Raw genomic sequence first — 12,735 nt, forward strand, 5'->3', positions numbered from 1 at the left:
CCGGACTCCCTCAACCGCCTCGGCAGAGACGATCACGTCGCTCATCAGGTGTTCTTCCTTGATCGGGAGTTACACCGAAGACCGTACAGACCCGGAGGTGGCCCGGGCTCCCGTTGCCGTCGGGGGCCCTTCTGGCAGTCCGCTCCGCCCACGCGGAGGTGGCCCGGTGGGACTGAACGAAGTCCTCGCGGCGATGGCGTCCGCTCCGCCCGCGGAGGTGGTCCGTACGAGAAGTCGTCAGGCAGCGTGCCCCAGGTGTCCGCTCCGTCCACGCGGAGGTGGTCCGTTCTCGTCCGCGCCGGCGGGCGCCTGGCCGGCGTCCGCTCCGCCCACGCGGAGGTGGTCCGGTCGAGGTCCGCGCGTACAGCACGGACCGTGAGTCCGCTCCGCCCACGCGGAGATGGTCCGCCACTGGTAGGTGGGGCACGGGGTGCGACGGTCCGCTCTGCTCACGCGGAGGTGGTCCAAAGATCGGCCCGGCCGGCACCGTCCTGATCGAGTCCGCTCCGCCCGCGCGGAGGTGATCAGAGCGCTGGGGCGTCGTCTCAACGGCTGTGGGATGTCGGGTTCGCCGGTGCGAAGGTGGCGCGGTTCTCCGTTCGCGCGGAGAGGAGCAGGAGGTGTTGGGTGTTGGATCCGCGGATTGTCGGGAAGCGGCGGGGTTTGAGTGGCCCGTACCCGTTGGTGTGTCATCTGGCGGATGCGGCGGTGATCGCGGGTGCGTTGTGGGACGCTTATCTGAGTTCTGCTCAGCGGCAGGTGATCGCTTCCGGGTGGGGTGTGGACCTGGCGCGGGCCCGGCGGCTGGTGATGGTGGCTGCGGGCCTGCACGACACCGGGAAGATCATCTTCTGCTTTCATCGGGGGGTCGAGGGAACCCGAGGCCTGCTGGCCGATCCGCGGTATCAGGCACCGACGGGCTGGATGCACGACGAGTGGATTCCGCACCAGGTGGCGAGCCACCGGGTGTTGCCGCAGATCCTCACCGGGTTGGGGTGGCCTGCGGTCGAGCGGCCCTGGAAGTCGGCGGCTCACCAGCTCGCGCAGATCCTCGGCGGTCACCATGGCGTGTTCGGGGAGGCACTGTCCGCGGCGGCGATGACCGATCCGCTGAAGGCACTGCGCGGTCTGGGCACGGACGGCTGGGCCGAGCAGCGGCAGGCGCACGCCCGTACGGTGTTCGAGCTCTGCGGGTCGCCCGCCGCACCGGAGCGGCTGCTGCCGGCGGGCGCTGCGGTCGTGGTTACCGGTGTGGTGATCCTCGCAGACTGGCTGGCCTCGAACACACGCCAGGTACAGGGCCGGCTGGACGCCTGGAACGGCGACCTCCCCGCACACGTGGCGAGGATCCGCCAGCGCGCACCATGGGTACTCGCCCACGCCCAGCTCGCCGCGCCAGCCTGGAAACCCATCACGACGTTCACCGACCTGTTCCCCGACATCAAGGACCCGTACCCGCTGCAGGCCGACGTCGCCAAGCGACTCAAGGACCTAGTGGACGGACCAGGACTGGTGCTCGTCACCGCGCCCACCGGCGACGGGAAGACGGAGACCGCGCTGTTCGCCGCCCGCATCCTCGGCGCAGCGGCTGGGGCCGGTGGCCTGGCGGTGTTGTTGCCGACGATGGCGACGACCGATGCGATGTGGCGCCGGGTGAAGAAGTTCACCGCCCGGGCCGCCGAGGTCGGCACGCCGGTGACGCTGTTGAACTCGATGGCGTGGCTGAACGAGGAGTACGACCTGGAGCGCGATGAGGTCGTGGCGGACGGGTGTGTGTCGACGGAGGCCGCGCACTGGCTGCGCGGGCCGCATCGGGGGCTGGCCGCCGGGGTGGCGGTAGGTACGTGGGATCAGGCGGCGCTCGCGGCGCTGCCGGTCCGGTTCAACGTGCTGCGGTGGCTGGGTCTGTCAGGGAAGACGCTGGTCATCGACGAGGCGCACAGCTACGACGCCTACGGGCACCGGCTGACCCAGCGACTGCTCGAGTGGTGCGGTCACCTCGGTGTCCCAGTGGTCCTGCTGTCGGCGACCCTGACCGGCCGGACCGCCACCGAGCTCGTCGGCGCCTACCGCGCCGGCGCCGGCCACACGAGCGCGGAGCCGATCGTTTCCCCTTACCCGGGCTGGGTCCACGTCTCGGCGAAGACCGGGACAGTCACCCCGCACGGCCCGCTGCCCACCACCCGGGAACGCGAGGTCGCCGTCGATCACCACACCGTCCGGCACACTCACGACCCCGCGGCGGCCGAGGGCCGGGCCGCCCGAGTCCTGTCCGAGCTCCGGCCCGCGGCCACCGGCACGGGCTGCGCCCTGGTGGTGTGCAACGTCGTCGCTGACGCCCAGGCCACCCGGAGGATGCTCGCGAAGGAGTGGGGTGAGGACGGCCCGCAGATCGTGCTTCTGCATGCCCGGCTCCCCATGTGGCAGCGGATCGAGCGCACCGACCTGATCGAGAGCATGGTCGGATCGAAGGGTCGCCGCCCGGCCAGGCCGCTCGTGGTCGTCGCGACCCAGGTCGTCGAGCAGTCCCTTGACTGGGACTTCGACCTTGTCGTCTCCGACCTCGCCCCGATGAGTCTTCTTCTGCAGCGCGCCGGACGATGCCACCGCCACGACCACCCTCGGCCGGCTTGGGCGCCGCTTCCGCGGCTCGTCGTCTTGTCTGCGCCCGGCGGCCGGCCCGCTCCGCACTGGGGCGACGTCTATGACAGCTCCCTCCTGCGTCGTACCTGCGACACGCTCCGCGCGCTGGACGGGCCGGTCGCCATCCCGGGGGCGGTCCCCGCCCTGATCGCCGACGTGTACGACGCCGCGTGGGACCCGGCTCTGGCGGACACCGACGACACGGCGCGCCTGGCCAAGGAGCAGGCGCAGGCCGCGGCTGCCGACATCGTGATGATCCCGCCACCGGCCCGGGTCAAGGACCTGCACCCCCTGACCTCGACCCTCGACCCAGACCTCGCGGTCACCCGACTCGGTGGCGAATCGAAGCGCATCCTGCCCGTCTGGCCCACCGACGACGGCTGGACCTTCGTCACCGCCGACGGCCCGACCAAGCTGCCCGACCGACCCACCAAGCAGGACATCCGCACCGTCATCCTCTCCACCGTCCAAGTCCGGTCGACCTGGCTCACCGGCGCGGGCCCAGAGACCTTCCCGCCCGCCACGTGGCGGGACATCCCCGCGCTGCGCGACATCGCTCTGATCCCCCACGACCGGAAGACCGGCAGATGGCGAGCGCCGGATGGACGGACCATCCGTCTGGACCCCCTCGACGGCATCATCCGCGAGTAGATCCGCTCCAGCAGGCTGTGGTCGCGGCGGAGTGCGACCACGGCCACCGCGGCGGGGGAGTGGGGGCGGCTGCTGGTCTCCCGAGACCGACCGCCAGGGCGTGGCAAGCGGCTCTGGTGCCGTGCGGAGGTTCTGGTTGCACCCTTGCCGGGACGCCGGGGGCCCCGGCCTGGATGGCCGGGGCCAGGGCGGCTGTCAGGTGTTGCGGCGTCGGAGGGCTCGGACGCCGAGGTCGTAGGCCATGGAGCCGAGGACGAGGACGACGAGCGGCCACACCAGCGGGGAGTCGGGCGCCACCGTGCCGGACAGCAAGGCGGTGGTGACCGAGCCGGTGCCGGCCATGGCGGTGCAGGTCGGCGCGGCGGGCAGGCGCAGCACCAGGCCGCGCTCCGTCTCCGGGGCGTCCGGGCGGCGGCTCATCGGGTCACCGCCGCGGCGGTGTGCTGGGTGTGCCGGTCGCCGAGGTGGGAGAGCTTGCGGCGGACCTTGTCGCCGTAGGCGGCGGGCAGGCCGAGGTCGAGGGCGGCGTCGGCCCAGGTGGCCTTGCGGGAGGCCCAGAGGTTGGCGACGGCGGCCTCCGTCGGGTCGAGGCCGCGCAGCACGGCGTCGATGCGGGGGTCGGTGAAGTCGTGCTCCAGGACGAGGGCGTCGGCGGCGGGCTTGTCCGGGTACACGTCCCGGACCGTCACGCCGTCGCGGTTGGGTGTCTCCAGCATCCACACCCGTTTGCCTTTGCCGGTGCGGACGGTGCCGTCGGGTGCTCGCCACTGGAAGCCGCCGAACCGGTGTTCCCAGACCTCCGTCCATCGTCGGCGTTCGGCGGCGGTGTACCCGCGCAGGATGGCCAGCAGCTCGGGGTCGGTGAGGCAGCTGCCGAGCCGGCCGACCCAGTCCCCGAGCAGCGCGGCGGTCACCGCGTCCCGCCACCGGGCGACGTCGGCGTGACCGAGGACGTTGCGGGTGAAGTCGTCGACGGCCTCGTACTTGCCCTCGATCGCGGCCCACCGGGCGGCCAGCGCCGCCAGCAGAACCTCGCGGGCGGGCCGCCAGTACCGAAGCCCCTCCCCCACCGTGAACCCGGTCACGCTGACCCCGTCGACCTCCGACGGCGACTGGATGAGGAATACAACTTCCCTGAACCAGGGGACCCACTCAATGGCGACCTGCTGCCGACCAGCGCCAGCCCCTGCCAGGAGCACCCTGCAGGCAAGTCCTCCAGGGGCGGCGAACCAGCTCGGGGTGTCCGGACCGAAAGCTGACGGCCCGTCCCGGCCGCTCCTGCAGGCCGGCGGGTCCCGGAAGAAGCGCGCAGCTGTGGACTTCGGCGGTCATCTCTATCTCGTTCCTCCGTGTTCTGGGGAGGTTCCCCCACCCTCGGGGGACGGGAAAGGGCGGATCCGACAAAGATCTTGGGAATTCTGATGTGACGCGCATCACATGCAATGTCGGCGTTGTCGTCCCGTGTCCGCGGGTGTCCGCTGAACGTCCGGCGAGGTGCTGATAGTTCGCCTACTGCCGAGGGAGCGGCGGCGCGCGCGGTGCACGCCAAAGCTGGCTTCGACGACATGCCTGACGCCCGGCGCCTGGTCCGCGACCACGGCGCGACCCTGGCCGATGCCGGCATCCCGCACTGCCTGCGCCTCGGACTCGAGCCCGCCCCGCGCCTCTGCCCCGGCCACCTCCAGCACGGCCTCTACGCCGAGCGCCTCGTCCAGCCGGGCTTCCCCGCAGGCGGCGGAGGACCGGACCCTCAACCTCAACGCGCGCGTACAACAGGGCGGTGGCGACCGAGCCGGTGTCGGCCAAGCGGTGCAGGTCGGCGCGACTGGCAGGCGCAGCACCAGGCCGCGCTCCGCCTCCGGGCCGCCGTTTCAGGTAACGGCTGCGTGGTACCGCGACCGCCGGCCTTCTGACACAAAGGCCACAACCAGTGCTCAGGCCCGTGCCTTCTGGGTCGCGATCAGGCCAGACCGGTCAGGGTGAAACATCGAGACGACCTGCGGGAACAGGCCACCAAGTCGCCAGTGCCACCCGCTCGGGCGGCATGGGCAGACCAGCCCGGGGCACCTGCGAACCCGTTCTCCGCTGCGGTTCATTGAACGTGTACGTGCTTACCATGCGGTTGGTCGGCGATGTCGAACGATCATGTGGCTCGCGTCCCGGCCTCTGGCCGGAAAGCCATCATCGCCACCGATATACCCATACTTGACGATGACATGACCGTTAGTGTCCGTTCCACTGTCTCAGGACTTTGGAGGGGACCCGTGACACGAACCAAGCGCGCCTTGACGAGCGCCGGAGTATGGGCCGGCGCCGCTGCGATCGCACTGTCCACAGCACCCACCGCGTCGGCGCAAGCGCCGACGCAGGACTGCGCCGGGATGTACAGCGCGAGGATCACCCAGTGGGCGATGCTGTGCGCCAACGCGGGGCAGCCGATCCGTGGCGCGTTCGCCACGTGGCGCAACCTGCCGATCACCTTCGACTCCAGCAACAACCCCAACATCAGGGTCGGTGCCGCGAACTACCTGACCGTCACCCCGGACATCTCCTCGTTCGCGACCGTGCGAATAGGCCTGTACGCGGAGAAGACCGGCGCCCAGAGCGCCAGTTACGCGCCGCACTGGGAGGAGGTGCTCAGCCAGGGCGGCGGCCGGGAGACGGCCATCAACGTCGGCGTCGGCTCGAATCTGGCGGACGGCAGAAACCACAGCTACCTCCTCCAGCGCCAGGACAACGGTGACCAGTGGGAGGTGTTCTACGACTTCAACTCGATCGGTACTACCACCGGGCAGACGGCCGTCTCCCGGGCATCCGAGGGCAACCGGATCGATGTCGGCTTGGAGGTCAACCACCCCGAGCACGTCGACGTCCCGGTCTTCGAGGACCGTCCGCAGTGGATGGACGAGAACAAGATCTGGGGCCGCTTCGCTCCCGCCAACACCGCGACCCAGCTCGGACTCGGCAAATGCGGCGAAGCTAGCCCCAGCGGCACGCCCTACGCCGCGCCGTACTGCTTCACCGCCCAGCAGAGGTCCAACACCCAGCCCCTGCCCTCCCCGGCCGGAACGGTCTCCTGGAGCGTCGGCAAACCACTGGCCACGCCTACTCCCGTCGCCCCGGCCACGGCGCCCAGCCCGGTGGCTCCCGGACTCGACAGGCCGACGGTGTTCAACGGCGTCGACCAGGACGCGCTCCACACCTGCCTGCAGAACACCCCGGACGCCTGCGTGACCACGGTGCCCGGCCTCGCCGACTGCCTGCACACCGCCAAACAGTGCAACGCCGACCAGCCCACCACCATCCCGCGGCGCAAGGGTGACGGCGTGCCCCCCACCCAGACCGTCTATGTGAGTGTCGACGACCTCAAGCTACGAACCGCCGGCGAGTTCGGCGTTCCGGTGGACTCGGTGCGGGTGAGCGCGGGGACCGTTGCCGACGACTCCAGTGGGCGCCGCGCCGCGGCACGGTGGGAGGCCGACACCCCGGTGTGGGTGGTCACCTCCGACGCACCCACCCGCGGCCGTCAGAAGGCCGGCTCTCAGGGCGAAGGTCTCGCCGTCGCCTACACCCAGGCCACCGGGGAACTCGTCGATGCCTGCTGGGGTCCGGCATGCCCGCGGTGACCAAACGGAAGCCTCGTGCCGGCCACACTCCTGACCAGTCGCGCCTCACAAATGGAGTCCGCTTCGTGAACATCCGACCCATCCGCCGGTTCCTACGAGCCGCGGGAACCGGCGTCTGCGCCGTCCTGCTCGCCGCCGGAACCATCGCCGCCAGCCCGGCCGTCGCTCGCGGCCCCCAGGCCACCGGCTTCGTTCCCGCATCCACCGTGTCCGCGGAGGAACTCGCACGGCTCGGCCCACCGGTTCCCTTCTCCGAGTACGTCGCCGCACAGCAAGGCCACGGCTCCGGCGGCACCCCCCGACACGAGGCTGCCGCCCTGTCCGCCGACGACGCCGACCTCAAGCAGGAATGCGCCAAGCGCCCCGAAGCGGACTCGCCGGCGGGCTGGGTCAAGAACCGCTTCGAGACCTGCATACACCGCCACTACGACGTGGTCCTGCGCAGGGAGGACGGAACCGAGACCATCGGACGCCTCCAGTTCGAAGCCTGGCTCATCGGCTTCGCCTACGACGGACAGCGCAAGGTCGACTACCTCGCCAGCGTAGAGGACATCATCGTCCAGACCGTCAACGGTGAGGACGCAAAGACCTGGTCTATCAACCAAGAGTTCACCTACCTCGGCGGCCCCGTCACAGCCCCCGGCACGCAGCGCCGCAATGATCTCCTCGGCGCATGGAACTCGAACCCGACCTGGTCACTCACCTACACCTCACCCGACAACGGTCCACTGTTCGACCAGGGGAACCAGCAGATCGTCAACACCACTGTGACCATGTCGATGAACGTCAAGTCGCCCAGCGCCCCCTCCAGGGGATGGCAGGACACGGACGCCGCGCACTCAGACGTCCGCTTCGACTACGCCGGCCCCACTGCGGGCAAGCACAAAGGCACCGTCTTCACCGCCGCCCGGGTCGAGCTCGTCATGAAGCTCTCCGACCCCGCGGTCCGGGAGAGCGCACGGCACATAGCGGATGCCCAGAACAACCCCGAACGCACCTTCCCCTCCTTCGCGGCCAAGACCATCCCCGGGGCCAAGGAGCCACTGCACCGTCTCGTAGACAGGGAAGAGCAGAAGAAGAATCGAGCCGCCGCCATCAAGACCTGTGACGATGTCTGGGGCGACTACACGAAGTCCGGTCTGGAATGCGACGAGTACCCCTTCGCCTCCACCAAGGAAGGCGCGAATAGGAGGGACAGTTCAGGTAAGGCCGTGAACCGATACTCCGCACGTCTCATAGACGGCGACGACAACGGCAAGGGCGGGAATATGATCGGAGAGGTCTACTCCGTCAACCGGCTCTTGGACGGCGACCCCTTCTACGTGAAGATCGTCCCCTAGCCGGACGCCAACTGGGGTAGTAAGGAGAAAGTGGTGCCCGTCCTCTTCGAGTTCCGTACCGAAACCTGGCCCGACAACGGCAAGATCGTCGTGTACGACTCCGACGCCACCGTTCCGAGCGACGAAGCCCTCGTCCAGAGCCGACGGGATGTGGTCGGTAGGACCGGTACGCAGATCTACATCCACAGCCTACAAGGAACCTCCCCCGCTGAGATCGTGTTCCGGGTGTGGGACGGTCCGGCGCCGGCCGACAGGGGTTGGGGGGCCGAGGGCGAACGCGAGGTGGAACTGGACACGGCCACAGGGTGTGTGGTCATCCGCGCATTCTCGCCGGAGATCGCCGGATGCTTCGATCTGCCGCGCCCGGGAGTCTACGAAGGACGCGTCTCCTGGAAGGGGCGCCAGGCCGCCGAGGAGCAGCAGAGCAGCTTGCACGCCCAACTGGCCACACCGGAAGGCCAACTGAACTCAGAGGCCGTCTTCGCGGCCCACCACGAGACGCTGGAAACCTATCGGATCGACCTGTGGTGGACAGCCGAGTCCGAGGACGACGAGGACGACGACTAGTACTCCAGCAGGACTTCTCCATTCCTGCTGGTCAACGGCTTGGGAGTGGGGAGTGTAGCGGGCGGGCGACAGGTCAGGGGCGATCTTCAGGGAACCGCCCCTCGATCGGAGATCGTCAGCTCCACCCTGCTGGGAATCCCCGACCTGCTGGCCGCGCCGACCCGGTGAACCGGCCTGACCTGGATCATCGCCGGACCCTGACCCAATATCAGCACCACCCGGACATGGCCGGGCCCCTCACGCTCGTCGATGTGAAGGGCCCGGCCATCAGCGTCCGACCGACCCGCTGTCCGACGTTCGGGTTTCACCCTGCCCCAGACGGGGAGTTCCGCGTAGCGTGACCGACGGACCGTGCACACCGGCCGCTACCGGAAGGGGAGTTCGTGCAGGCGGGGACCGTGCTGGACGGACGCTACGAGCTCGTCGAGCGGATCGGAGCGGGCGGCTTCGGCCAGGTGTGGGAGGCCTACGACCCGAAGGTCGACCGCTGGGTCGCGGTCAAGGTCCTCGCCGCGGACGGCAGCCCCGACAGCAGCCGCCAGGTCGCCCGGTTCGCCCGCGAGGCCGCGGTCGCCGGCGGCCTGTTCCACCCGAGCATCGTCACCGTCCACGACTTCGGCTCCACCGTCCATGACGGCCGCCAGGTCGCCTACCTGGTGATGGAACTGATCGACGGCGATCCGCTCTCCGCTGCCTTGAAGGACGGACCGCTTGGCCGGGCCGAGACCCTGGACATCGCCTACCGCGTCGCCGACGCCCTGGCCGCCGCCCACGACGCCGACCTGGTCCACCGCGACATCAAGCCCGCCAACGCAGCCCTGCTGCTGGCGTACATCGCGGACCGCGGCAACATGAACACCGCCACCGACCAGGCGTCCCGCTGGCTTTTCCCCGGCCGCCGAGCCGGCCAGCCAGCCCCGACCACCTGTCCGCACTCCTGGGCGAGATCGGCATCCCGGTCGCCGCCGCCCGCGGCGCCGCCATCCAACAGCAACTCCTCGAACTGCCCGCCCCCGTCGTCGCGGACGCCCTCGGCTACCACGACAAGACCACCAGCCGCCTCCTCAGAGAAAGCGGCGGGACCTGGAGCCGGTACGCCGCAGGCGACCACCTACGGTTACCATCCGGCTGGACTCCCTCTCCAATCGCCGACGGTTGAAGCTCAGATCACGTCCCGCGTCGGCTGCGGGTAGCCGATCTCGGCGAGGTCCTCGGCCAGGTCTGCGAGGGTGACCTCCGCGTTCAGCGATGCCAGGAAGAGCCCCAGGTACCGGACCGTGGACATCTGCAGCGCGAAGCCCAGCCGGTTGTGATCACCCCGCCGTTTCCCGATCAGCTGCCGGTCCACGTCATCGAGGTAGAAGAACCTCTCCATCTCCGGGCGCGTCGGCTCTTCCACGAACCGTCCGTACGCGCCCCGGCCTGCTCATCCGTCAGAAACTCCATCGGCACGCGGCGGACGGTATCCGCTGGCCGATCACCTCATACGATCTTCGGCCGAAGTCGAGCGGGCCGGGCGATCACTGTGCTAGCGAGCAAGATCGTTCCTTACCGCTAACCACGTCCTGATTGATCCAAGCAGTGACGTCCGATCAGCTTGGCGGCTGAAAAAGCGTGCGCAGTGCCAGGTCGACGACTTGGCGTAGCTGGTCGCGGGTGTAGCCGCTCGCCGCCTGTACGGCGATGCCGTCGCTGAGGGTGTACACCAGCCGGGCGAGGACGCGCGGATCGGTGTCTGCCGGGAGGTCGGCCGCCTGCTCGAAGCGGTGTCGGAGCGCGGCTTCGCCGGCCATGCGCCGGGCGATCACCTCCCGGCGGATCGGTTCGGAGTCCGGGCCGCAGGCGTGGACGCTGTTGACGCTCAGGCATCCGTGGGGGGTGTCGGACCCCGTGGTCAGCTCGACGGCCCCGAGGAGCAGCCGTTCGATGACGGTCTGCGCGGTGGGCGCCTCCAGGGCCTCGGCGGCGAAGGCCCCGGGGCTGGTGAAGTAGCGGTCGAGCACCTTTCGGAACAGCTGTTCCTTGTTGCCGAAAGCCGCGTACATACTCGGCCTGTTGATGCCCATGGCCGCGGTCAGGTCCGACAGGGACGTCCCTTCGTAGCCCTGCCGCCAGAAGACCTCCAGCGCCCGGTCGAGCACGGTTTCCGGGTCGAAGGCACGTGGGCGACCGCCTGACATGCGGCTCCTCCTCAAGTTTTTTACCTATCGGTACGTTACCCCTTGAATCCCGGTGCCGACTCTCCTAGTTTCGTATCGATCGGTACAGAACCAGGGAGGGCACATGATCAAGGTCGGGGTTGTGGGAGCGAGCGGCTGGGCCGGTGTCTCGCACCTGCCCGCACTCGCCGGACTCGCCGGGTACGAGGTGACCGCTGTCGCGACGACCAACCAGGCCAGCGCCGACCGGGTGGCGGCCGCCCACGGCGTGCCACGCGCCTTCACCGATGCCGGAATCCTCGCCGCCCATCCCGAGGTGGACCTGGTCGTGGTGTCGGTTCGGGCGTCCGGGCACGCCGAGGTGATCAGGGCCGCGCTGGCGGCGGGCAAGCACGTGCTGTCCGAATGGCCGTTGGGCGTGGACGCCGCGGAAGCGGATGACCTCGCCCGAGCGGCCGGCGCGGCCGGTGTCGTGCACGTCGTGAACCTGCAGGGGTACCAGTCCCCGGACGCCCGGTACGTCGCCGACCTGATCGCCGCTGGCACGATCGGCCGACTCGAATCGGCCGTCCTGGTCGCCGCTGGCGACCCCCTGGGCGGCCCCCGGATCGCACCGGAGCTGGCCTGGTCCACCGACCCGGCCGCGGGCACCTCACTGCTGACCATCATGGCTGGCCACTTCCTGGCCACCCTGGACCGGATAGCGGGCCGGTTGGTCGAGGTCTCCGCGCGGCTGCCCCGCCCGCACGACCACGTCGTCGTCACGGGAACCGGCCGAACAGTGCCCAACAGCGTCCCCGCCCAGGTCCTGCTCCACGGCGTCCTGGTGAACGGCGCGACCGCGTCCGTCGCCGTACACGGAGGCAGTGGGAGCCCGGACGGCTTCCTCGTCAAGCTCGTTGGTTCCGAGGGCACAGTGACGGTTGCCCACACCCGACCGGGCACGTACATGCACTGGACGGACTGGGACATCCGGGTCAACGGCGAACAGGTGCAGGTGCCTGACGACTACCGGACCGTCCCCTTCGACCCTGCCGGTGGACCGGTCGCCAACGTCGCGGCCGTCTACCAGGAGATCGCCCAGTCGATTGCCGAAGGGCGCCGGCCCCAACCCGACTTCCACACCGCCGCAGCCCATCACCGGGTGCTCGCGGCCATCGAACGCGCTGCAGCAACCGGCGCCACGGAAAAGGTCTGGTGATGATCCTGACCTGATCCCTTCCGAGGTGACGCAAAGTCACCGACAGGCGCGCGCCCACGACGAACTGACGACAGTTGAATAGGCGAGCCCACCAGTACCGAGGCCGAAATAAGCCAGTTCGATCATGATGGTTCTTCAGGATTCGCGAAGAACCATCATGATCCACCTCTGGCGACACGTGCAGAGGCCGGAGGTTGAGCCAAACCTGCGGGATGCCCCAAACCTCGGTTCACGGTCCGTCCGCTGGCCGAAGTCGTCGGGCAGGCCTACGTCGATTTCGCGGCCCTGAGGGACCGGTGAGGTCAGGGAGCGAGCCGGTGGTCAGCCCGAGATTGCCGCAACCATCGCTCGTTGTGCGTGACCGCCTCGTCCTGCAGCGCCTGGCCCTTGGCGTGGTGGTCGTCGAGGTCGCGGAAGATGGTGGCGGCCCGGGTGTGGGCGTCGATGGCCTCCTCGAACCTGCGCACCTCCTGCAGCGCGAGGCCGAGATTGTTCAGCGCCTGGCCCTTGGCGTGGTGGTCGTCGAGGTCGCGGAAGATGGTGGCGGC

Annotated in this window: 10 protein-coding genes and 1 pseudogene; 6 read left to right on the plus strand and 5 right to left on the minus strand. The window is 69.5% G+C overall.

Going from position 1 to position 12,735, the window contains the following annotated elements; genetic code table 11:
- The first annotated feature begins 627 nt into the window (after positions 1 to 627).
- Entirely contained in the window at positions 628 to 3,294 is a 2,667-nt protein-coding gene (gene cas3, locus ACIA8Q_RS32240) for a CRISPR-associated helicase Cas3' (RefSeq protein WP_396318191.1), read from the plus strand.
- A gap of 195 nt (positions 3,295 to 3,489) precedes the next feature.
- Here cas3 and ACIA8Q_RS32245 read toward each other — a convergent pair whose 3' ends face one another.
- Entirely contained in the window at positions 3,490 to 3,714 is a 225-nt protein-coding gene (locus ACIA8Q_RS32245) for a hypothetical protein (protein ID WP_396318192.1), read from the minus strand.
- Positions 3,711 to 4,379 carry a hypothetical protein gene (locus tag ACIA8Q_RS32250; protein ID WP_396318193.1) on the minus strand — a complete coding sequence of 223 codons (669 nt, stop codon included), beginning with the start codon at positions 4,377 to 4,379 and terminating at the stop codon, positions 3,711 to 3,713. Before ACIA8Q_RS32250 ends, ACIA8Q_RS32245 begins: the two co-directional genes overlap by 4 nt.
- A 1,296-nt stretch (positions 4,380 to 5,675) precedes the next feature.
- Between ACIA8Q_RS32250 and ACIA8Q_RS32255 the strand changes: the two genes are divergently transcribed.
- The 4 genes from ACIA8Q_RS32255 to ACIA8Q_RS32270 all read left to right on the plus strand — a co-directional run bounded on the left by ACIA8Q_RS32255 (position 5,676) and on the right by ACIA8Q_RS32270 (position 10,020).
- A complete protein-coding gene (locus ACIA8Q_RS32255) occupies positions 5,676 to 6,920 on the plus strand; it encodes a hypothetical protein (RefSeq protein WP_396318194.1) in 1,245 nt (414 codons plus the stop codon).
- Positions 6,921 to 6,985: 65 nt separating this feature from the next.
- A complete protein-coding gene (locus tag ACIA8Q_RS32260) occupies positions 6,986 to 8,260 on the plus strand; it encodes a NucA/NucB deoxyribonuclease domain-containing protein (protein ID WP_396318195.1) in 1,275 nt (424 codons plus the stop codon).
- Between the two features lie 33 nt (positions 8,261 to 8,293).
- Positions 8,294 to 8,827, plus strand: coding sequence for a hypothetical protein (locus tag ACIA8Q_RS32265; protein WP_396318196.1), 534 nt, complete (start codon positions 8,294 to 8,296; stop codon positions 8,825 to 8,827).
- 398 nt (positions 8,828 to 9,225) lie between these two features.
- Positions 9,226 to 10,020: a protein kinase gene (locus ACIA8Q_RS32270; RefSeq protein ID WP_396318197.1), complete on the plus strand. Its 795-nt coding sequence runs from the start codon at positions 9,226 to 9,228 to the stop codon at positions 10,018 to 10,020.
- Positions 10,021 to 10,076: 56 nt separating this feature from the next.
- Here ACIA8Q_RS32270 and ACIA8Q_RS32275 read toward each other — a convergent pair.
- Both ACIA8Q_RS32275 and ACIA8Q_RS32280 read right to left on the minus strand, forming a co-directional pair.
- Positions 10,077 to 10,279: pseudogene (locus tag ACIA8Q_RS32275) on the minus strand (DUF4158 domain-containing protein); the annotation flags it as partial.
- 140 nt (positions 10,280 to 10,419) lie between these two features.
- Positions 10,420 to 11,007, minus strand: coding sequence for a TetR/AcrR family transcriptional regulator (locus ACIA8Q_RS32280; protein ID WP_396318198.1), 588 nt, complete (start codon positions 11,005 to 11,007; stop codon positions 10,420 to 10,422).
- A gap of 103 nt (positions 11,008 to 11,110) precedes the next feature.
- Here ACIA8Q_RS32280 and ACIA8Q_RS32285 point away from each other — a divergent pair, with 103 nt between their 5' ends.
- On the plus strand, positions 11,111 to 12,187 hold the full coding sequence (locus tag ACIA8Q_RS32285) for a Gfo/Idh/MocA family protein (protein ID WP_396318199.1): 1,077 nt from the start codon (positions 11,111 to 11,113) through the stop codon (positions 12,185 to 12,187).
- A 302-nt stretch (positions 12,188 to 12,489) separates the two neighbouring features.
- Here the strand turns inward: ACIA8Q_RS32285 and ACIA8Q_RS32290 are convergent.
- The coding region (locus tag ACIA8Q_RS32290) for a tetratricopeptide repeat protein (RefSeq protein ID WP_396318200.1) at positions 12,490 to 12,735 on the minus strand (246 nt) is incomplete at its 5' end.

The organism is Kitasatospora sp. NPDC051705 (assembly GCF_044453265.1).
Lineage (GTDB): Bacteria > Actinomycetota > Actinomycetes > Streptomycetales > Streptomycetaceae > Kitasatospora.